14 protein-coding genes are annotated in these 20,937 nt (G+C 67.8%); 8 read left to right on the top strand and 6 right to left on the bottom strand.

The features are described from left to right. Positions 1-18: 18 nt before the first annotated feature. A complete protein-coding gene (locus Q9235_RS04905) occupies positions 19-681 on the bottom strand; it encodes a DUF4142 domain-containing protein (protein WP_306225680.1) in 663 nt (220 codons plus the stop codon). Here Q9235_RS04905 and Q9235_RS04900 point away from each other — a divergent pair. The 6 genes from Q9235_RS04900 to Q9235_RS04875 all read left to right on the top strand — a co-directional run bounded on the left by Q9235_RS04900 (position 680) and on the right by Q9235_RS04875 (position 12,988). Beyond that, the gene (locus Q9235_RS04900) at positions 680-1,435 is read left to right on the top strand and encodes a hypothetical protein (protein ID WP_306225678.1); all 756 of its coding nucleotides are present in this window, start codon (positions 680-682) and stop codon (positions 1,433-1,435) included. The two genes, Q9235_RS04905 and Q9235_RS04900, sit on opposite strands and share 2 nt — an antisense overlap. Before the next feature lie 106 nt (positions 1,436-1,541). Beyond that, positions 1,542-3,554, top strand: a complete 2,013-nt coding sequence (locus Q9235_RS04895; RefSeq protein ID WP_306225677.1) for an autotransporter assembly complex protein TamA — start codon at positions 1,542-1,544, stop codon at positions 3,552-3,554. Beyond that, positions 3,554-7,873 (top strand): translocation/assembly module TamB domain-containing protein, encoded by a 4,320-nt coding sequence (locus tag Q9235_RS04890; protein WP_306225676.1) that lies wholly within the window; start codon positions 3,554-3,556, stop codon positions 7,871-7,873. The genes Q9235_RS04895 and Q9235_RS04890 overlap by 1 nt, the downstream gene beginning before the upstream one ends. A 407-nt stretch (positions 7,874-8,280) precedes the next feature. Beyond that, complete coding sequence (locus Q9235_RS04885; protein WP_306225675.1) at positions 8,281-9,588, top strand: porin; 1,308 nt, start codon at positions 8,281-8,283, stop codon at positions 9,586-9,588. A gap of 265 nt (positions 9,589-9,853) precedes the next feature. Continuing rightward, positions 9,854-12,211, top strand: a complete 2,358-nt coding sequence (locus Q9235_RS04880; protein ID WP_306225674.1) for an OmpA family protein — start codon at positions 9,854-9,856, stop codon at positions 12,209-12,211. A 9-nt stretch (positions 12,212-12,220) separates the two neighbouring features. Further along, positions 12,221-12,988 (top strand): hypothetical protein, encoded by a 768-nt coding sequence (locus Q9235_RS04875; protein WP_306225673.1) that lies wholly within the window; start codon positions 12,221-12,223, stop codon positions 12,986-12,988. Positions 12,989-12,994: 6 nt separating this feature from the next. On the opposite strand, the gene Q9235_RS04870 is transcribed toward Q9235_RS04875, so the two are convergent. The 5 genes from Q9235_RS04870 to Q9235_RS04850 form a co-directional block, all read right to left on the bottom strand. Further along, positions 12,995-13,888 (bottom strand): alpha/beta fold hydrolase, encoded by an 894-nt coding sequence (locus Q9235_RS04870; protein ID WP_306225672.1) that lies wholly within the window; start codon positions 13,886-13,888, stop codon positions 12,995-12,997. A gap of 86 nt (positions 13,889-13,974) precedes the next feature. Next, the gene (locus Q9235_RS04865; protein WP_306225669.1) at positions 13,975-14,400 is read right to left on the bottom strand and encodes a MarR family winged helix-turn-helix transcriptional regulator; all 426 of its coding nucleotides are present in this window, start codon (positions 14,398-14,400) and stop codon (positions 13,975-13,977) included. A 13-nt stretch (positions 14,401-14,413) separates the two neighbouring features. Continuing rightward, on the bottom strand, positions 14,414-15,709 hold the full coding sequence (locus Q9235_RS04860; RefSeq protein ID WP_306225667.1) for an MFS transporter: 1,296 nt from the start codon (positions 15,707-15,709) through the stop codon (positions 14,414-14,416). Next, complete coding sequence (locus tag Q9235_RS04855) at positions 15,706-16,860, bottom strand: amidohydrolase (protein WP_306225665.1); 1,155 nt, start codon at positions 16,858-16,860, stop codon at positions 15,706-15,708. Before Q9235_RS04855 ends, Q9235_RS04860 begins: the two co-directional genes overlap by 4 nt. Before the next feature lie 236 nt (positions 16,861-17,096). Beyond that, positions 17,097-19,175, bottom strand: a complete 2,079-nt coding sequence (locus Q9235_RS04850) for a lytic transglycosylase domain-containing protein (protein WP_306225664.1) — start codon at positions 19,173-19,175, stop codon at positions 17,097-17,099. 168 nt (positions 19,176-19,343) lie between these two features. On the opposite strand from Q9235_RS04850, the gene dapA reads away from it, so the two are divergent. Continuing rightward, a complete protein-coding gene (gene dapA / locus Q9235_RS04845; protein WP_306225662.1) occupies positions 19,344-20,237 on the top strand; it encodes a 4-hydroxy-tetrahydrodipicolinate synthase in 894 nt (297 codons plus the stop codon). Positions 20,238-20,400: 163 nt separating this feature from the next. After that, positions 20,401-20,874: an SsrA-binding protein SmpB gene (gene smpB / locus Q9235_RS04840; protein WP_306225661.1), complete on the top strand. Its 474-nt coding sequence runs from the start codon at positions 20,401-20,403 to the stop codon at positions 20,872-20,874. Positions 20,875-20,937 lie beyond the last annotated feature (63 nt).

Genomic DNA, 20,937 nt, shown 5'->3' with positions numbered 1-20,937 from the left:
TGTGGGTCGCGAAAGACCCTAAGGCGTGACCTGCAGCTCGCGCGACTTCCGGTCGAGTTCGCGGAACACTGGCAGGGTCTGCGCGGCGAAGCTCTTCAGTTCGGCATCGTCGCCTTCGCTGGCGTAGCGCTCCATCAGCGCCGCGACATCGCGGTGCATGCTGCGCTGGGCCTCGACATAGGCCTTGTCGAAGGCGGCGCCCTGCTTGTCGGCGAGATCGCGCAGGAGATCGAGATGGCGCCCGTCCGGTCGGTCGGGCAGGGCGATGTCCGAGCGCTTGGCGATGATGCGGCGCAGGCCGCTCGTCACCGCGCCTTGTTCGCTGGCGAGCGTATGCGCGAAATCCTTGATCGCGGGCGAACTGCTCTTGTGCAGCGCGAGCGTTGCCGACTCGATGCCGAACATCTGGGCGATGGCGGTCTGGCGCACGAATTCCCCGGCGGGAACGGATGATTGTGCCGTGGCAGTGAAGCCGAGCAGGACGATCCCGGCGAAACCCTGGAGCAAAGTCCGCCGGGTGCGATGAAAGATATGGGTCATCCCCGGGGAACCGCCAAGCCGCCGCGAGGTTCCATGGCGCCGGCGCCGGGCATCGACGCGCCGGCGCGCCTTGTCGCATCCCGCCTGCTGCGATAGCAGGGGCTCGGCGCGCTTGCCGTCCGGATGCAGAGGAATGCCCATGCCGAACACCGTCGAGACCGTGCGCGATGCGCTGGTGAAGGCCCGCCGCGAGCGTTCTCTGGCCGAGATCGCGAGCCTGCCGGTGCCGGCAACCCTCTCCGAAGGCCTCGTCGCGCAGGCCGCGGTCGGCAAGGCGCTCGGCCTGCCCGAAGCAGGCTGGAAGGTCGGCATCGCCGAGGATGGCACCGCGGTCGCCGGCCTGATGCCCGGCCCCTATCTGGCGCCCGGCGATGTCTATGACGGCGCGATCGGCGCGGAATTGCGTATCGAGATCGAGATTGCGCTCCGGCTCGCCCGCGACGTGCCGTTCCGTCCGGGCCAGCCCTGGTCGCGCGCCGAATTGCTGGGCTGCTGCGACAAGGCCTATCTCGGCATCGAGATCGTCGAGAGCCGCCTCGCCAACTGGTCCGGCAATGTCGCCTTCCCGCTCTGGCTCGCCGATGCGATGGGCCATGGCGGCTATCTCATCGGCCCCGAGCTCGACATCGCCACGCTCGATGATCTAACCGGTCTCGGCTGCTTCATCTCGCTCAACGGCGTGACGATCTATGACCAGCCGGCCGTACACGCCAACGGCGATCCGATGGCGCCCTTCCTTGCCTGGGCCAACCGCAGGAGCGACGATCTCGGCAGCCTCAAGGCCGGTCAGATCGTGACCACCGGCAGCTTGTGCGGCGGCGTGCTCTCGCCCGGAAAGGGTGAGGTCGTGACGCGACTTTCGCCGCTCGCGACGGTGGCCTTAACCCTTCGTTAGCAGGAACGTTCGAGTCCTTGAGCATTGCGCATGCCCGTCGGCTCCCTATGATGGCGGCGGGCATGGGCATGATTTTGCGTGTGGCGGGGGGTTGCTTGGAGGGTGGATGCGGTTTTGGCGTAGGGCAGGGCATGCGGTCGCGCTGAGCGGCGGCTGTGCGTTTGCCACTCTGCTGGGCCTGCAGGCGGAACCTGCCCGGGCTTTCGACCTTTCGTCGCTCGACGTGTTCGGCCTTTTCACCAAGAAGGACGAGCCGCCGGCGCCGAGCGCGTCCGCCTTGCCCTACAAGCTCGAATTCGATCTCGGCGAGGCCGACGATGCCAAGGCCCTGACGCGCTCGCTGCAGGACGCCTCGCTGCTCTATCGCCTGCGCCAGGACGCCCCGCCCGACGGCGAGAGCCTGGCGCGCCGGATGGCGACCGACCTCAACCCGATGCTCGATGCGCTCTGGTCGCAGGGCTATTTCAACGCCGATGTCACGCTGGTCGTCGACGGCGTCCCGCTCAAGGTCGGGGCCGAACCGAACGCAACGCTGGTCAGGACGCTCGAAGCGCATCGCAACCGCGATGCCGTGCCGATCAAAATCGTTGCCCGGCCCGGCAAGATCTTCGGTCTGCGCAAGATCGACATCGTCGAGCGTGACGAGGCGGGCGCCCCGGCGATCGCCGATCCCGTCAAGGTCTCCAGGCTCAAGGCCGGCGACCCGGCCACCGCCGCGGCCTTGCGGGCGGCGCAGGCGGCGCTGGTAGACCATATGCGGGCACAGTCGCGTCCGCTCGCCAAGGTCGTCGAGCTGCGCCCCGTCGTCGACCATGCCACCGGCATCATGGACGTGACCTATGTCATCGCGCCCGGTCCGCTTGCCGGCTTCGGCGACATCACGGTCGGCCAGACCGACGAGATCCCGCCGGAGGTCGTGCGCTCCTTCATCTATCTGGAGCCCGGCGATCCCTATTCGCCGAAGGCGCTGGCCGATACCCGCCGCTCGATTGCGACGATCCCCGCCGTCGGTTCCGTCCGTATCCGTGAGGGCGACAAGCTCGACGGTGCCGGCAACCTGCCGATCTTCGTCGAGGTGACCGAGCGGCCCAAACGCCTGCTCGGCTTCTCGGCCCGCTATTCGACCATCGACGGCCCGGCGGTGAAGACCTACTGGGAGCACCGCAACCTGTTCGGCGGCGCCGAGCGCCTGCGGCTGGAAGCCAGCGTCTTCTTCGCGCCGCGCATCGACGGCACCAAGCTCCAGCGCTTTGGCGATTTCAAGGAATCCGATCTCGGCGGCCGCTTCGCCTTCAGCTTCATGAAGCCGGCGCTCGGCGGCAGCCGCAACGACTGGCTGCTCGACGGCGTCGCGACGCGCGAGCGCGTCGGCCTCAACCGCTATGGCGGCTACACGGCGCGATACGGCAACGTCACCACGGCGATCCGCCATCGCTTCAGCGACACCTTCTCGATCCAGGGCGGCGTCGAGGTCGAGCGCGGCCAGACCAGCGACGTGCTCGGTCAGGTCGACTACACGCTTGTCGGCATCCCGCTCTCGGTGAAGTACGATTCCACCGACAACCTGCTCGACCCGACGCGCGGCTACCGCGCGACCGCCTCGTTCACGCCGTATCCGACCTTCCTTGGCTCGACGGTCGGCATCTATCAGACCAAGGCGGCCGTCTCCGCCTATTACGCGCTCGACGAGGACGCCCGTTACATCCTCGCCGGGCGCATCGGCTTCGGCTCGGTCTCCGGCGCGAGCCTCGATGACATCCCGGCGACGCGGCGCTTCTATGCCGGCGGCGGCGGCTCCGTGCGCGGCTATGCCTATCGCAGCCTGTCGCCGCTCGGGCCGTTCGGGCGGATCATCGGCGGCCGCAGCCTGCTGGAGGCCTCGGTCGAGGCCCGCATCAAGATCACCGACACCATCGGCATCGTGCCCTTCTTCGATGCCGGGACCGCCTTCGAATCGAGCCTGCCGGACGGCAAACAGAAGCTGCAAATGGCCGCCGGCCTCGGCTTCCGCTACTATACGGGCATCGGGCCGATCCGCGTCGACGTCGCCGCGCCGCTCAATCCGCGTAAGGGCGACAAGCCGGTCGCGCTCTACGTCAGCATCGGGCAGGCCTTCTGATGCGCCGGCTTCTCACCATACCGCGCCTTGCGCTTTTTGCTCTGCTGCTGACGGCCGGCTTCCTGTTCTCGGCGCATTTCGGTGGCTTCGCCCAGAATGCCCAGACCGACCGCGGCGTCGTCGCCGACCTGATCTCAAAGGCCCTGTCGAGCAGCACGAGCCAGGTTTCGATCGGTGAGGTCAACGGCGCGCTCTCCTCCGATGTCGAGATCCGCGATATCGTGCTCTCCGACCGCGACGGCGCCTGGCTAAGGCTCGACCGTGTCCGCCTGATCTGGACGCGCAGCGCCCTGCTGCTGCGGAGACTCGATGTCGACCGGCTGGAGATCGGCAAGCTCGAAATCCTGCGCAAGCCCGCGCCGCAGCCGGCCGGCGCGGCTCCGCCGAGCAACGAGCCGATCCTGCCCGAATTGCCGCTCAAGGTGATCATCCGCGCGCTCCAGCTCAACGAGCTGGCGCTGGGCGAACCCGTGCTCGGCGTCGCCGCCCGCCTCAGTGCCAATGGTGCGGCGCGGCTCGGGCCGCCGAACGAGGGGCTCGACCTCAAGTTTCAGGCGAAGCGGCTCGACATGGGCGGGCTCTTCGACGTCACCCTGTCCTTCGTGCCGGAGAACACGCGGTTGCAGCTCGCCGCCAAGCTCGATGAGCCGGCGGGCGGCCTGATCTCGAAGGTCGCGGGCCTGCCCGGCGAGCCGCCCGTGAAGCTCGACCTCAAGGGCGACGGCCCGCTCGATTCCTTCCGTTCCAGCCTCGTCTTCACGGCGGGCCCGACCATCGGCGCCGACGGTTCCGCGACGCTCACCCGCGCTGGAACCGAACGCCAGCTCGCGCTCGCTCTCGATGCCCGCATCGAAGGGCTGATGCCGGCGCCGGTGGCCCCGGTCTTCGCCGGTTCGACCCGTCTCGACGGCGCGGTCGGCTTCCGCGACGACAGCGGCATCGACATCCGCAATCTGGCGTTGGTCTCCGCGCTGGCCCGCCTCGACGTGCTCGGCCGCTACAACGCCGATAAGACGCTCGACCTGCGCGTCACTGCTGCCTCCCGCCCCAACGAGGGTGGGCGCACGGTCGCGTCCGGCACCGAGATCGGCAAGCTCGCCTTCGATGCGACGATCCGCGGCCCGGTGGCCGGGCCGACCGTCGTCGCGAAGCTCGACGCGAACGACGCCAAGCTGCCCGCCGGGCAATTTGGCAAGGTCGCTCTCTCGTTCAATGCGACGCCGACCGGCACCATCGGCGAGCCCGGCACCCGCATCGCGCTAGCCTCGGATGGCGAGGCCAGCGGCATCGTGCTGGCCGACAAGGCGCTGATGCGTGCGGTTGGCGACAAGGTCACCTTCACCTTGCGCGGCACCGGGCAGGATGACGGCACCGCCGATTTCGAGATGCTGAAGCTCGCGCTCTCTGGCGTCGAGCTCGATTACAAGGGCAAGCTCGGCCAGGCGCGCATGCTCGGCCAGCTCAAGGCCGTGCTGCCCGATCTCGCCCGGTTGAGCGGTCTGGCAGGCCGCCCGCTCGGGGGCAGGGCGGAGATCGCCGCCGATCTCGACGCGACCCCGCGCCTCAACGATTACACGGCGACGCTTTCGGGCAAGGCCGAGCGCTTGGCCACGGGCGAAGCCGCGCTCGATCGTCTGCTCGCCGGCAACCTGACCCTCGCCGGCCGTGTCAACGCGCTCGCCGGCGACTATACGGTGAACGGCCTGCGCGTCGCTGGCCAGCACGCCGCCTTCACCGCCGACGGCTCGATCGGCCAGCAGCAATCCAATCTGAAGCTCGCGCTGAGCCTGCCCGATTTGAAGCGCGCCGATCCCCGCCTGTCAGGCCGCGGTGACGTCACCGCCGAGATCACCGGCCCGCAGAACAAGCTCGACGCCACCGCTCGCATCGCCGTCGCCAATGCGACCGCGCTCGCCCGGCCGATCCCGCGCCTGACGATCGATGCCGTGGCCAAGGATCTGCAGGGCGCGCTCGACGCCAGCGTAACGCTCGCGGGCGAAGTCGATTCCAAGCCTGCGACCGGCTCGCTGCGCCTCGCTCGCCAGCCCGATGACGGCTGGAACCTCTCGACGCTCGACTTCGCCCTCGGCTCCGTCCGTCTGAGTGGCGGCCTGACGCTCGACCCGGCCAGCCGCGCCGCCGGTCGCCTGACGCTCGCCGCGCGCAATCTCGACGATCTCTCGGCCCTGGCGCTGACCAAGCTCGGCGGCCAGCTCGACGCCAATATCGTGCTGGCAGCGCCGGAAGGCCGGCAGGATGTCGACCTGACCGCTCGCGGCTCGCGCCTTGTCGGCCCCTCGCTGTCGATCGACAAGCTCGATGCCCGTGCGAATGCCCGCGATATCTACGGCCGCCCGATGCTCGACGCGGCGATCGCCATCGACCGCGCCGTCGCGGCCGGCGAGGCGATCAGCGGCATCCGCTTCGATTCGAAGGGCGCGCCTGACGCCAGCGCCTTCACGCTCAGCGCCAATGCCCGCGGCTTCGCCTTGAAGGGCGCCGGCCGGCTTGTCCCGGGCGAGCCTTTGAAGCTGGAGCTCGCCTCCTTCGACGCACGCCGCGACGGTCGCGCCATCACGCTCGCCAATCCCGCCGCCTTCAGCTTCCCGGCTTCCGGCGTCGAGATCGCCAATCTCGCTGTCATGATCGACAAGGGGCGGGTGACGCTGGACGGCCGCGCCGGCGAGACGCTCGATCTGCGCTTCGCCGCCCGCGACGTGCCGCTGTCCGCCGCAAGCATCGCGGTTCCCAGCCTGAAGCTCGGCGGCACGCTGAATGCCGAGGCGCAGGTCAAGGGCAAGCCCGGCGACCTGTCGGGGCCGTGGAAGCTCAGGATCGCCCAGCTCGTTACGCCCGAAACCCGCCAGGCCGGCCTGCCGCCGGTCGAGATCCAGGGCGAGGGCGCGCTCAAAGGCGACGCAGCCGGCATCTCCGCGACCGTCAACGCCGGGAAGGGCGCGAGTCTGACCTTGCGCGGCACCGCCCCGCTGAATGCCACCGGCCCGCTCGATTTGACCGCCCAGGGCCGGGTCGACGCCGCGCTCGCCAACACCATGCTGGGGGCGAGCGGTCAGCGTGTCACCGGAGCGGTCGCCCTCGACATGCGTGCCGGCGGAACCGCTTCCGCCCCGCGTCTCAGCGGCAACGCGACCCTGACCGGCGGCAGTTTCACCGATGCCCTGCAAGGCATCCGCTTCAACGCGATCGAAGCGCGGATCGCCGCCAATGGCGACAACCTGACGATCGAGCGCGCCTCCGCCCAGACGCCGAACGGCGGCACGATCTCCGCGAGCGGTCAGGTCAAGGTCGATCCGGGCGCGGGCTTTCCCGGCAGTATCCGTATTCGCGGCGATCGCGCCCAGCTTGTCTCCAGCGGGTTGGTCACCGCCGTGGCGGGGCTCAATCTCGAGATCGCCGGCCCGCTGGCGCAGCGCCCGCGTCTCGGCGGCCGGATCGATATCGCCTCGCTCGAAGTCTCCGTGCCGGATCGCCTGCCGACGACGCTTAGGCCGGTCGACGGCATCAGGCATGTCAATGCGAAGGGCGCGGCGGCTGCCCGCCTCGCCGCTGCTCGCAAGGCGCAGAAGGCCAGGGGACGCGGCGGCCGCGCTGCGCCGGCTTTCGACGCGACGCTCGCCCTGACCGTTTCGGCCCCCAACAAGGTCTTCATCCGCGGCCGCGGCATCGACGCCGAGCTCGGCGGCGAAATTCGTGTCGGCGGCACCTCCTCCGCGCCTGCGCTGGACGGCGGCTTCGAACTGCGTCGCGGCCGTTTGAGCGTCCTGACCCAGCGGCTCGATTTCAGCCGCGGCCGGCTGACCTTCGCCGGCGGGCTGATTCCCGATCTCGACTTCATCGCCCAGACCAGCGCCGGCGACGTCACCGCCCGGATCATCATCAGCGGCCCCGCCGACCAGCCGGTCTTTGCCTTCACCTCGCAGCCGGAACTGCCGCCAGACGAGGTGCTGTCGCGGCTGCTCTTCGCCCGTGCCTCGGGCTCGCTCTCGCCCTTCCAGGCGCTGCAGCTCGCGCAGGCGGCGGCGCAGTTCGCCGGTGGCGGTGGCGACGACACGTTCGAGCGGCTGCGCAAATCGCTCGGCGTCGACAATCTCGACATCCAGATGGGCGCAGGCGGCCCGACTGTCGGAGCCTCGCGCTATATCAGCGACAACATCTCCGTCGGCGTGAAGGTCGGCTCCAAGCCCGAGGACAGCGGCGTCTCGGTCGGCATCGACGTGACCAAGCGCCTGAAGCTCCAGGCAGAGACCGGGGCGGACGGCAGCGCTGCTGTCGGAATCGGGGCCGAGTGGGAGTACTGAATCAGGCTCTCGCTCCGGAATCGGTGCGAGAGGAGATTCGGCCGGATTCCCGATTTCCAGGCAGCGATTCTGGGCTGCGGCAAGCCGAAAACCCCTTGCACGGTGCCGTTGGGGTTAATGCCTGGTGAATTTCGGCGGTCAAAGCGTGGCTCGCCTGCAACACCGGTTTCCAAAGCACCCCATTCACAGGTCCGGGAGGCGGATCGTGGTTGATCGGCAGGGCGGCTTTCGTATGGTGGGAATGCGTCGGGACGTTCCCGGTCGCTGTTTTTCGCCTTCGCCTCCGAAATCGGTCGGTGACGCAGGCGAAAGACCGGGAATAGGCAGGTTCTGCGATCAGGCTGAAAGCTTGGGGCGGGGGGCAGGCTGAAGCCCGAGGGTCTCGAAACTCTTTTGGAGGTTACCAAATGAAGCTCGTCAAGAGCCTCCTCCTCGGTTCCGCCGCCGGCATCGCCGCGGTCGCCGGGGCTCAGGCCGCCGACCTTCCCTCGCGGAAGGCCGCTCCGGTCGAATACGTTCGCGTTTGCTCCGCCTTCGGCGCGAACTTCTTCTATCTGCCCGGCACCGACACCTGCCTTCGCGTTGGTGGTCGTGTCCGCGCCGAGTACTCCTTCGGTGAGCGTTGGAGCGCTGGCCAGGACATGTTCGGTACCCGCGCTCGCGGCCGTATCTTCTTGGACGCTCGCAACCAGACCGCTTACGGCACCCTGCGCACGTTCATCCGTTATGACGTGACGACCACCACGGGCGTCTATCGTTACGGCGGCACCAACTCGGCGGCCAACCGCTTCTCGTCGATCAACGGCGTGAACCAGGACAGCGGCATCGACCTCGTCGACGCAGTCGTCCAGCTCGGCCCGTTGACCGCTGGTCGTACGGCGTCGATGTTCCAGTTCTACGCCAACGACTACACCTTCCACGGCGCCCGCACCTCTGACCGTCAGGTCAACCTGCTCGCCTACACCGCTTCGTTCGGTGGTGGCTTCACCGCCACGCTGTCGCTCGAAGATCCGCGCACGACCGGCCGTCTGGCCGCCGCTGCCGGCACCGGTGGCTATGCTGGCCTGACCTATCCTGACGTCGTCGGCCAGATCCGCGTCGACCAGGGCTGGGGTTCGGCTTCGCTGTCGGGCGCCTTCGGTGACCGCAGCACCTACAGCTCGCCGTTCGTCGGCGGCAACGGTGCCAAGCAGGACGACATCGGCTGGGCCGTTCAGGCCGGCGTGAAGATCAACCTGCCGATGCTCGCCGCTGGCGACGCTCTGTTCCTGCAGGCTGGTTACGCCGACGGCGCTCTCGAGTACATCGGTTGGGGTGCCAACGCCGGTCACGGCCGCGTCGCTGCCTTCCCGGTCGGCAACTACGGCATCAACGGCTTCGGCCGCGTGGAGTCGAACACCGGCTACACCCTGCTCGCCGCCATGCGCCACTACTGGACCCCGGCGATCCGTTCGGACTTCCTGGTCTCGTACTCGGCTCTCCAGACGGCTGCGGTCATCCCGGGCTCGCTCCGCTCGTTCGACCCGAAGGAGCTGGTCGCCAGCGCCAACCTGGTGTGGTCGCCGGTCGCCGGCCTCGACATCGGCGTCGAGGTGCTCTACGCCCGCACCGAGTTCGGTGGTCGCGTTCCGGACGCCAAGGCTGGCTTCCTCGGCCGGACCATCAAGTCGGACGACTCCTGGAGCGGCCGTCTCCGCGTCCAGCGCGACTTCTGATCGGTTTCCGATCTCTAGTCAGGAAGCCCCGGGGAAACCCGGGGCTTCTTTTTTATGTGGGTTGTCCTGGCTTCGCTGTTGACGGAGCCCGCTTGCCCGGCCTGATCTGACATGGGCGTTCCGGCCGTGGTCCAAGGGCATGCGGCTTCGATCGTTCGTTGAATCGATATCTGCGGATCGCTCGACAAGTCCTTGAGAAAACGAGGGCGATCCCGATGGGGGTACCCATGCCGACCCCGGGTCGGTGCGGTGCAGGGGGCGATGCATGTCTCAACCGGCGCGTTGGCTCTGGGGGCTGATTCCACTGGGCTTGTTGTGGGGAGCCGGAAATCTCGCGCTCGATGCTGCGATCGAGCGTGATGTCGGCCTGCGCGCCGAGCAGGCCGTGGCGGCCGCAGCCGGCACGACGCCGGGCGCCCGTCCGGTCGTTGCCCAGGTCGATGGCCGCGACGTCACGATCGGGGGTGAGGTCCTGTCCTCCGATGGCGCGAGCAAGGCGATGGCTCGGCTGCATGGCGAATTCGGCGTCCGCCGGACCCTCGGCGGGTTGTCGCAGGTCGTCGCCCAGAAGCCCTATTCCTGGTTCGCGAGCCGCCAGGCCGAAAGTGTGACGCTCGGTGGCTTCGTTCCGGACCTCGACACCGCGGCGGCCAATATGGCGGTCGCATCCGCGGCCTTGCCCGGTTTGCGCATCGACGACCGCCAGACGGTCGCTTTCGGCGCGCCCGAGGGCTTCGCTGCGATGGCGGTTGCGATGCTCGCCGAATTGCCGAAGCTGGCCTCTGGGCGCGTCGCCCTCGACGATGGCCGCTTCTGCATCGAGGGCAAGGCGGCCAGCCCGGATTCGTTCCTGGCGCTCGAGGCCGCGCTGGCACAGGCGGAGCGGCCGGGTTTCCGCGCCGTGCAATGCGATCTCGAACCGCCGACCGTCGCACCTTATCGCTGGAGCGCCGAGCAGGAGGCGGGCGGCGGGGTCGTGTTGCATGGCTTCTATCCCGGCCAGGACGCGCGCCGGCAGATTCTCGCGGCGGCGCGGCAGGCGCTTGGCGCAGGCACAGCTCTCCGCGACGAGATGAAACCAGCACTCGGCGCACCATCGGCCTTCCTCGCGAAGGTCGCGCGTGCGGTCGGCGATCTGGCGCGGCTGCGGCAAGGCAAGGTCGAGCTCAACGGCGACACCTATACTATTGCCGGCAAGGGACCGGACACCTACGAGGCCTGCCAGGCCTTGCGCCTGCAGATCGCGCAGATGGATGGCCCGGACTCGGTGGCGCAGGCTGCGATCGAGTGCCCGCCGGCTCCGCCGCCGGTTCCGGTCGTCGTGCCGATCCCGGACGTGCCGGGCCTGATCCTTCATGACGTCCTGCCTGCTCAGCCGAAAGCGGACGGCTCGGCGGCGTCGCCTGCCTCCGGGCCTGCACCTGCCCCCGCGGCCCCACAAGATACGCCTCCCGCTGCGCCGCCCGGCGCACCGGTGGTGACACCGCGCCCGGCCGCGCCGGTGCCGCTGGAATGGCGGGCGATCCGTGGCACGGACGGCCTCCGCCTGGACGGAACGCTGCCGGACGCGGCCGCTCGTATCGAGTTTCTCGGGATGGCGCGCGGCCGTTTTGGTGAAACGCCTGTCGAGGACCGGATGACGGTCGAGCCGGCACTGCGAGCCGAAATCGACCTGCGCGCCGCCGTCGCCTTCGCGCTCGATGCGCTGTCGAAGCTCAAAGCCGGCTCCGTGACGATCCGCGAGAAGGCGTTTGCGATCACGGGCGAGGCGGCGGACGCCGCGAGCCTCACGGCGTTGCGTGATCTTCTCGCCGGTGGCGCCCCTGCCGGGCTGACGCTGGCCGCGACGCCGGACAATGTCGTCGTCCGGCCTTATAGCCTGTCGCTCTCGGCCGATCGGACCGGTTTGCGGCTCTCCGGATATCTGCCCGATCGTGCAACGCAGGCTGCGCTCCGGGCTCTCGTCGCTGATTCGCCGCTGAAGGACCGCTTCGAGGATGCGACGACGCTCGTTCCAAGGGCTCCCACCGGCTTTGCCGAAGCGGCGCGCGCCGTGCTCGCCGATCTGCTGCGCCTGGATCTCGGCTCGGCGACGATCGTGGACGATCAGGTGACATTGCGCGGCCTGACCTGCCGCGACCTGATCAAGAGCGAGATCGAGACCAGCGCCGCCACCGGCCTGCCGCAGGGCTTCAAGGTGGATGCGGCCGTCAGCTTGCGCCAGACCGGCTGCGTGGTCGATCCGCCGGCAAGCTGCCAGAACGACCTCGACGGACTGACCAAGCGCAACACGGTGCTGTTCGGCCAGGGAACCTCGGTCGTGGAGCTCGACGCCACGACCGAACGTGTCATCGGCGAGGCCGCTGCCATTCTGCAGAAGTGCCCGGGCTCTCCGGTCGTGATCGAAGGCCACGCCAATCGCGATGGCGAGCGGCGCGGCTTCGACAACATGGACCTGTCGCTGCGTCGTGCCTTGCGCGTCCGCGACGAGTTGGCGCGGCGCGGTATCGAGCCCGGCCAGCTTGCGGTCAAAGGCTATGGCAGTACCCGCCCGCTCGTGCCGCACGAGGCGCCAGAGGCCCGGGCGATGAACCGCCGCGTGCAGTTCACCGTGGCGAAGTAGGAGGCGGCCATGCTCTATCTCGCCAGCCAGTTCATCTGGTTCCTGCTCGCCGCGTTCGCTCTCGGTGTCGCCATGGGCTGGATCAGCCATGCTGGTGGCAAGGCCCGCTTCTGGAGCGGCGCCTGGAGCGCGGTGGCCGCGCTCTGGATTGCCGGCGCGGTCGTGACCTGGCTCCAGCTTCTGAACGGCATGCCGGCGACCTGGGTCGAGACGGCTTTGCTGTTCACCGCCGCCTATTGGGTCGGATGCATCTGCGCCGGCCTGGTGCGGAAGCCGGTTGCAGCTCAGCCGCGTTCCGTAGTCGCCGCAGCTCCGCAGCCGGCCGTCGCGGTAAGCCCTGCGCCAGCAGCACCGGCCGCCGCACAGCCACCCCAATTGCCGCCCGTCGAGAACGAGGCGGAACTGCCCGGCCAGCGTCCCGCGGGCCTCCTCGCAGCTCGCGACGAGAAGCCCGACGATCTCAAGCTGATCAAGGGCATCGGCCGGCAGAACGAGGGCCGCCTGCACGGCCTCGGCATCTGGCATTTCGAGCAGATCGGCGGCTGGTCGGCCGAGAATGCCGAATGGGTCGGCGGCTACCTCGCCTTTCCCGGACGCATCGAGCGCGAGGACTGGGTCGGCCAGGCCAAGCTGTTGGCGGCAGGAACCGAAACCGAGTTCGCCAGGCGGGCCAAGGCCGGCGAGGTCGAGACCTCGCGTGACGACGGTACGGCGGGGCAGGGCAACATCGCCGAGATCGTCGAGGACAAAAGCGAGGGGAAACCCCGGAAGTCCTGATCCGTATCAGCCAGCGCGGCGCTCTGTCCGGGCGATCAACTTGGCGATCCGCCGGATCATGTCCTTCGTGCCGAGCAGCGGGGCATGGCCCTGGCCCGGTGCGGTATAGGTTTCGCAATCGGGATGGCGCTCCGCCATCTCCTCCAGCGTCTTTTCGGCCAGCAGGTCGGAATTAGCGCCGCGGATCGCCAGGATCGGCACGGTCTTGAGCGCATCGAAATAGGTCCAGAGCACCGGCAGTGGCGCCTCGAGATCGAGTTCTTCCAGAATCTTCATCAGCCTGACGTCGTAATCGGGCTTCAGCGCTCCGTCGCGATCGGTCCAGGTCCGGCGCGCCATCATCTCCCATTCCGCCTCGCCGAGGATCGGGAACTGCTGGTCGGAGAGGCGCTTCAGGATTTCCGCACCTTCCTGGAAGCTGCGGGGCACCGGCAGCTTGCCGACATAGCCGCGGATGCGCAGCAGGCCGCGCGCATCGATCACCGGGCCGACATCGTTGAAGACGACGCCGCGGATCATGGCGGGCCGCGCCGCCGCCAGCGCCATGGCCAGCAGGCCGCCGCGCGAGGTGCCGACGAAGATGGCCTGCTCGATCCCGCTGGCGACCAGCACCTGAACGAGATCGTCGAGCTCGATGCGGATGTCGTAGTTCTTCCAGTTCCTGTCGTATTCCGAGAGCCCGCGGCCGCGATAGTCGAGCGCCAGCACGCGGCGCGGTTTGGCTTCGTCCTGCGACAGGGCGAGCGCCAGTTCGTGGAAGTCGGCGGCGGTACGGGCAAATCCGGGCAGGCAGACGATAGGCAGCGCGATCGCCGCGAGCGGCCCGTAATCGCGAAAATGCAGCTTGAGGCCGTCGTTGGCACTGACGAAGCGGGAGGTGAAGCCGGTTTCGGACGTCATGGCGGACTCAAAGGGGCAGGCGCGGCGGGAGCGCACCTAACCATGGCCGCGCCAGGCATGAAAGCCGGCTTTCGGGATGCCCCGGTTCAGGACGCGCCCCAACGGCGCAGTTTCGCAAGGCAATGGTTGAACTGGGCGAGTTCTTCCGGCGTCAGAATCGAGAGGAAATCGCGTTCCATCTCCTCGCCCAGCCGGTCGGCCTCCCGCCGGACCGCCTCGCCCTGCGTGGTGAGCTGCAGGGCAACACGTCGTGCATCGGCGCTTTCCAGTTCGCGCTGAACCAGACCGGCATCGACCAGCTTGCGCAGATGTTTGGAGATCAGTGTCTGCTCGATGAAGGTCGCGTCCGACAGAGTCCGGGACGACAGCCCCGGCTGGTCGCCGATCGCGCGCACCACCCTTAGTTCGCGAATGTTGAGCCCGAGCCGTTCCTTGTAGACCTGCGAGGCCTTCGCCATCGCGGTCTGGCTCAACTGGTCGAGCCGGAAGGTCAGGAACGAGTCGCGGGCCATCTTGCTCCCTTGCTCAGCCTTGCGTGCGCGTCCGGTTCGCCAGGCTCAGCGCAAGCAGCGAGACTGCCGTGCAAGCGAGGAGATAATAGGACGGAACCATGTCCGAGCCCGTCTTCGCCACCAGCCAGGTCAGGGTGAACGGCGCGAGTCCGCCGAACAGCAGCACCACGACATTGTAGGCGATCGACATGCCGGTCGAGCGCACTTGCGTCGGGAACATGCCGGCGAGCAGGCCGGGCGTCGGTGCCCAGATCGCGGCGATCGAGAGCGCGCAGATCGCCTGCGCGGTCAGCAGCCGCTCGAAGCTCGGTTGCGCCACGACATAGGCGAGCAGCGGATAGGAGAGCAGCGCGAAGCTCAGCATGCCCAGCAGCCAGACGCGGAAGGCGCTCCAGCGATCGGCGAGATGGCCCATGATCGGCACGAAGATGAAGAGCAGGATGCCGCCGATCAGCGAGCTCAGCATGGCGCTGGTGAAGGGCAGCTTGAGCTGGCGGATCACATAGCCGGGCAGGAAGATGAACCAGACATAGTTCGAAGCGGTGCCGGGGATCATGATGCCGAAGCAGCGCAGCAGCGCGTTGCGGTGTTCGGCCAGCACGGTGCGGAACGGCGTCTGGCCGGTGCTCTGCTTCGTATCCTTCTCATATTCCGGAGATTCGTCGACGAAGCGGCGGATATAGAAGCCGAGCGGCGTGATCAGCGAGCCCAGCAGGAACGGGATGCGCCAGCCCCAGCCTTGCAAATCCTCGGGCGTCAGCAGCGTCGCCAGCGCGTAGCCGGAGAAGGCGGCGAGCGCGAGCGCCAGCGCCTGCGAGCACATCTGGAAGCTGCCGAACATCATCTTGCGGCCGGGCGGCGCGTATTCGACCAGCATGGCGGTGGCGGAAGCGAATTCGGCACCGACCGAGATGCCCTGCAGGATGCGGGCGATGATGATGAGGATCGGCGCGAGGATGCCGATCGTCGCATAGCCCGGCGTCAGGCCGATCAGCACGGTCGAGAAACCCATGATCAGGATCATTACCGTCAGGATCGGCTTGCGGCCGAAGCGGTCGGCATAGGTCGAGAGCAACACGCCGCCGACCGGGCGGACGAGGAAGGAGATCGCGAAGGTCGCCGCCGTCAGCAGGGCCGAGACCAGTGGGTCGGAGGTCGGGAAGAAGACTTGCGCGATCACCGTGGCGAAGAAGCCGTAGACGAGGAAATCGTACCATTCGAGGCCGTTGCCGATCACCGAGGAGATCACGGCGCGGCGGACCATGGCGGAGGAGCGCGGCTCGGCGCTCGGGATCGCGGCGGCGGTCATGCGTTGGCTCCGGTCTGGCGCTCGACGAGGCGGCACAGGATGCTGGCGCCGACCGGCAGCAGGCGGTCGTCGAAATCGAAGGTCGGGTGGTGGCACATCGCGCCGGGCTGGCCGAGGAAGATATAGGCGCCCGGCCATTGCCGCAGCATCAGTGCGAAATCGTCCGAAAAGGGCAGGGGCGTGAGATCGGTCTGCACATTGGTTTCGCCGAGCACCTGCCCCGCCGCGGCGGCAGCGGCCGCAGCGGCGCGGGGATCGTTCAGGCAAGGCGGGCAACTCGCCTTTCTGGTGCAGGTGATCGTGCAGCCCGATAGCAGCGCGAAGCCCCGGCAGGCCGCATCGAGCTTGTCGATGATGCGGGCCTCCGTCTCGGGATTATAGGTGCGGATCGTACCGCTGAGCTCGGCCGAGTCGGGGATGACGTTCGAGGCCGTGCCGGCGACGAGCTTGCCGAGGCTGATCACGGCCGGCTGCATCGGGTCGACATGGCGGCCGACGATCGAGGAGATCTCGGTCGCGAGCCGCGCGGCGACCTGCAGCGGGTCGACGGTCGTATGCGGCGCGGCGCCATGGCCGCCGACACCCTTGATCGTGATCTCGAACACGGTCGTGCCGCTGAGCGTAGGGCCGGGCCGGACCGCGACGATGCCTTCCTCGTAAAGCGGGATGGTGTGGAGCGCGTAGACCTCGGAGCAGGGGAAGCGCTCGAACAGCCCGTCCGCGATCATGCGCTCGGCGCCCTGGCCGATTTCCTCGGCCGGCTGGAAGATCAGGTGGACCTTGCCGCGCTTCGGCGGATTGGCGGCGAGATGGCGCGCCGCGGCCAGCAGCATCACGGTATGGCCGTCATGGCCGCAGCCGTGGAACTTGTCCTTGGTGGAGGAGCGATAGTCGAGCCCGGTATCCTCCTCCATCGGCAGCGCGTCCATGTCGGCGCGCAGGCCGATGGTCGGCCCATCAGCGGCGCCCTTGATGACGCCGACGAGCCCGGTGCCGCCGAGTCCGCGATGCACTTCGATGCCGAAGGAGGCGAGCGTCTTCGCGACGAAGTCCGAGGTTCGGAATTCCTGGAAGGCGATCTCCGGATGGGCGTGAAGGTCGCGACGCCAAGCCTGAAGGGTCGGCGCGAAATCGGCAATGTCCTGCAGCATCGAAGTTCCTCCGCTGCCCGGCAGAGGTAATTGAAAATTTCAAATATTGCAATCAGCAGAGAATATCGTTGCCGAGGGGGCTGCGGGTTGTCATTCCGGGGCGTGCCGCAGGTACGAACCCGGAACCGACGACCGGGTGAAACATCATATGTCGAGTTATCTAGGGCTCTGCCCAGTCGTGGGTTCCGGGTTCTTGGCTGTCGCGAAGCTCCGGAATGACAAGGGGGAGAGAGCCCTCAGTCCCGCTTGCCGCCGCGCTTCAGGTCGTAGTCGATCAGGTAGGCCGTGCGCTGGTTCAGGCGCTCGCGATAGACCTGCAGGTTCTCCATCACGCGCTGGACGTAGTTGCGCGTTTCGGAAAACGGGATGCGCTCGACCCAGTCGACGGCGTCAACCTCGGGATCGCGCGGATCGCCATAGGCGGCGATCCATTTCTTCACATTGGGCGAGCCGGCATTATAGGCGGCGAAGGTCAGGATATAGGAGCCGCGCCATTCCTTGAGCAGGTCGTTGAGATGGGCGGCGCCCATCCGCGCTGCGTAGAGCGGGTCCTGCCCCAGCTTGTCCCAGTCGAAGGGCAGGCCGGCGCGCCTGGCCGTCTCGCGGGCCGTGGCAGGCATCATCTGCATCAGGCCGCGCGCACCGGCGCCGGACATCGCAGTCGGGTCGAAGGCGCTCTCCTGCCGGGCGATGGCATGGACGATGGCGCGCTCCATCGGGTCGCCGAGCACGTCGAATTCCGGAATGCCGTTGACCGGATAGGCCGTCATGTCGAGCGGGAATCCGCGCTGAAGCGCCGCCTTGCCGATGCCGACCTGCGCCCGCGCATCGGTCTCGCGCCGGGCGATGGCGGCGATCGCCTCCAGCGCCTCGGGGGTGTGCAGGCGCTGCGCCAGATCGTTCAGCATCAGGGTCGCGAGGTCGCGCTCGCCGATGCGGTAGAGCAGGCGTACGGCCTGGTGCGCCGGCACGGTCTCGATCCCGGCGGCAACCGTGCGTCGCAGCGGCAGATCCGGGAAGCCGAGCTTCGCCCGCGCCAGTTGTCCGTAATAGGCGATCGGCTGTTCCGCGGCCTTGCCGAAGGCGGCTCTGGCCTCTTCGGTCTTGCCGAGCTCGTCATAGGCGCGGCCCCGCCAATAGGCGGCGCGCGCGACCGAGATCGGCGTCTCGGCGATACCCGCCGCCGCATCGAAATGCTTGAGCGCGACATCCGGCTTCTTGAGGAAGCGCAGCGCGATGAAGCCGGCCTGCCATTCGGCCTCGATCCGCTCGGCCGCATCCTCGGCGCCATGGTTGGACGAAACCTCATAGGCCTTCTGCGGCTGGCCGGCATCGAGCAGCTTGCGGGAGATGATGCGCCGCTCCTCCCACCAGCCGTCGCCGTCGCCAAGAAGGGCAGGGTCGCGCGGGATCGCGGTCAGCGCCTTCACGGCATCGTCGAGCTTGTCGCCGCGGCGGGCCTGCTGGGCTTGCAGGAAAGCGAAGGAGACGTCGCCGCGCAGCGAGGCCGGCACGGCTGAAATCAGCTTCTCGGAAATAGGCCGGCGTGCCTTGGCGCTCGCGAGCCGCGCCTTGGCCAGCACGACATAATCGGCCGAGACGCGCGCCGCATTGCGCAGGGCCGCTTCGCCGTTCTCGCGGAACAGGAAGCGCTCGGTGCGCAGGCGGTGATCGTCCTTGGTGAGCACCGTCTCGAAAGCGGCGAGCGCGATCTTTTCCAGTGACTGTCCGAAAACGTCCTTGCGCCAGCTCTGGCGGATGAGGGCGTTGGCCTGCTCGGCCTTGCCTTCGTCCTGGAGTGCGATGGCCAAAGCGACACGCCCGGCCGGCGAGACCGGCTGTTGGCCATGGAAGAAGGCGCGCACGATGGCGGGGCTCTTCTTCTCGGCGATGAGCGCCTCCTCGGCGCGGCGTCGAAAACGGGTTGTGGCCGGATAGTTCGGGTGCTCGCGCAGGAAGGCGTCGATGCGCAGGAAGGGTACGGCGCCGGCATTGGCATGGATCGCCACCCATTCGAGCAGCGAGCGCGCGGAGCGATCCTCGATCCGCGCCGCGAGATCGTCCCCCTCGGCGAGCGCGCCCCGGCGATAGGCGGCGACAGCCGCCTTTACGGCCTCGACATTGACGGCGCTCTCGCCTCGCAGTGCGTTGGGCGGGTAGGGCGGCAGCGCGCTGGTGGTCTCGACATCGCCGAGCATGGCGAGCTTGCGCTGAATCGCGAGCATGCCGTCGTCACCCGCTCGCGTCGATGACGCCGAGAGCAGGGCCGGCAGCAGCAGGCAAATCAGTCTCCTCGCGGCGGCAGGCGAGGCCATGGCGCGGCTCCAGGCTCGGATGGTCATCAGGGAATGGTCGGGGAAGGCAGTTTATGAAGGTTTAACTATGAGGCCACGCATTTTCATGACTTGCCGGCTTTGCCTTGGCGAGACGACGGTTTATGTGTGGCGGCCCCGTAACCCGCGTTTTCGTCCCAGGATCGTCCCATGACCAAGCACATTGCCTTTACCGGCTCGATGCCCGCTCTGGTCACGCCGTTCAAATCCGGCAAGGTCGACGAGCAGGCACTGCGCGCGCTGGTCGAATGGCAGATCGAGAACGGCTCGACCGGGCTCGTCCCCGTCGGCACCACCGGCGAGAGCCCGACGCTGTCGCATGACGAACACAAGCGTGTCGTCGAGATCGTCATCGACCAGAACAAGCGCCGCGTCCCGGTCATCGCCGGCGCCGGCTCGAACAACACGATCGAGGCGATCGATCTCGCCGTCCACGCCGAGAAGGCCGGCGCCGACGCCGTGCTCGTGGTCACGCCCTATTACAACAAGCCGACCCAGGAGGGCATGTACCAGCACTTCAAGGCGGTGAACGATGCGGTCGGCATTCCGATCATCATCTACAACATCCCGCCGCGCTCGGTGGTGGACATGTCGGTCGAGACGATGACGCGGCTCTATGAGCTGAAGAACATCGCCGGCGTGAAGGACGCGACCGCCAATCTCGCCCGCGTCTCGCAGCAGCGCCACGCCATGGGGCCGGATTTCATCCAGCTCTCCGGCGAGGACATGACCGCGCTTGCCTATATGGCGGCCGGCGGCCATGGCTGCATCTCGGTCGTCGCCAATGTCGCGCCGCGTCTATGCGCCGACCTGATGGAGGCCGTCCAGAAGGGCGATTATGCCGGCGCGCTGAAAGTGCAGGACCGGTTGGTGCCGCTCCATGACGCGATCTTCAAGGAGCCTGGCCTCGCCGGAGCCAAGCACGGTCTCGCGCTGCTCGGCCGCATCGAGGAGGAGGTCCGCCTGCCGCTGATGCCGGTGACCCCGGCGACCGGCAAGGTGATCCGCGAGGCCATGGTTTTCGCCGGGCTGGTGAATGCCTAGATAGGATAAATGGCCGCGCTGGACTGGCGCGGTCATTCGCTTGCCGATCATGGCGGGCGAAAGAATGATAAGGCCGGTGTTTCAGGAGCTTGGGTGCCGATCCCGAATCGGATTGTCAGGCTCTGGCGGCGCCGGCCGCACAGCATGGATTCAGCGGAACGGCATGAAGAAACCTGATCCGGAGCGCTATCGTCTGGCGGCGGATAACCGCAAGGCGCGCTTCAATTACGAGATCAAGGAAACCGTGGAGGCGGGCATCGCCCTGCAGGGGACCGAGATCAAGTCGTTGCGCGGCGGCAAGGCGACGATTGGAGAGAGCTATGCCGGCCCGATGGGGACCGAGCTCTTCCTGTTCAACGCCCATATCCCGGAATATCTTGAGGCGAACCGCTTCAATCACGAGGTCCGCCGGCCCCGGAAGCTGCTGCTTCACAGGCGGGAGATCAACAAGCTGATGGGCGCGGTCCAGCGCGAGGGCATGGCACTGATCCCGCTCAAGGTCTACTTCAACGACAGGGGCCGGGCCAAGGTCGAGCTCGGTCTCGGCAAGGGCAAGAAGCTCCACGACAAGCGCGAGACCGAGAAAGAGCGCGACTGGAACCGAGACAAGCAAAGGCTGCTGAAGAACGGCGGGTGAACACCGCTTTCAGAATAAGGCGCGGGAACCCTTTACTGTAAGGAGAGGGGTTCTCCCGTTCTA

Origin of the sequence: Bosea beijingensis (assembly GCF_030758975.1) — a bacterium.
GTDB lineage: Bacteria > Pseudomonadota > Alphaproteobacteria > Rhizobiales > Beijerinckiaceae > Allobosea > Allobosea beijingensis.
This window is presented reverse-complemented; position numbering and strand designations above follow the sequence as displayed.

Bases quoted from the DNA above. Each gene is read 5' to 3' on its own strand.
- Q9235_RS04900 (WP_306225678.1), top strand. From the start codon at position 680: ATGCCGAACACCGTCGAGACCGTGCGCGATGCGCTGGTGAAGGCCCGC.
- Q9235_RS04905 (WP_306225680.1), bottom strand. From the start codon at position 681: ATGGGCATTCCTCTGCATCCGGACGGCAAGCGCGCCGAGCCCCTGCTA.
- Q9235_RS04895 (WP_306225677.1), top strand. From the start codon at position 1,542: ATGCGGTTTTGGCGTAGGGCAGGGCATGCGGTCGCGCTGAGCGGCGGC.
- Q9235_RS04890 (WP_306225676.1), top strand. From the start codon at position 3,554: ATGCGCCGGCTTCTCACCATACCGCGCCTTGCGCTTTTTGCTCTGCTG.
- Q9235_RS04885 (WP_306225675.1), top strand. From the start codon at position 8,281: ATGAAGCTCGTCAAGAGCCTCCTCCTCGGTTCCGCCGCCGGCATCGCC.
- Q9235_RS04880 (WP_306225674.1), top strand. From the start codon at position 9,854: ATGTCTCAACCGGCGCGTTGGCTCTGGGGGCTGATTCCACTGGGCTTG.
- Q9235_RS04875 (WP_306225673.1), top strand. From the start codon at position 12,221: ATGCTCTATCTCGCCAGCCAGTTCATCTGGTTCCTGCTCGCCGCGTTC.
- Q9235_RS04870 (WP_306225672.1), bottom strand. From the start codon at position 13,888: ATGACGTCCGAAACCGGCTTCACCTCCCGCTTCGTCAGTGCCAACGAC.
- Q9235_RS04865 (WP_306225669.1), bottom strand. From the start codon at position 14,400: ATGGCCCGCGACTCGTTCCTGACCTTCCGGCTCGACCAGTTGAGCCAG.
- Q9235_RS04860 (WP_306225667.1), bottom strand. From the start codon at position 15,709: ATGACCGCCGCCGCGATCCCGAGCGCCGAGCCGCGCTCCTCCGCCATG.
- Q9235_RS04855 (WP_306225665.1), bottom strand. From the start codon at position 16,860: ATGCTGCAGGACATTGCCGATTTCGCGCCGACCCTTCAGGCTTGGCGT.
- Q9235_RS04850 (WP_306225664.1), bottom strand. From the start codon at position 19,175: ATGGCCTCGCCTGCCGCCGCGAGGAGACTGATTTGCCTGCTGCTGCCG.
- dapA (WP_306225662.1), top strand. From the start codon at position 19,344: ATGACCAAGCACATTGCCTTTACCGGCTCGATGCCCGCTCTGGTCACG.
- smpB (WP_306225661.1), top strand. From the start codon at position 20,401: ATGAAGAAACCTGATCCGGAGCGCTATCGTCTGGCGGCGGATAACCGC.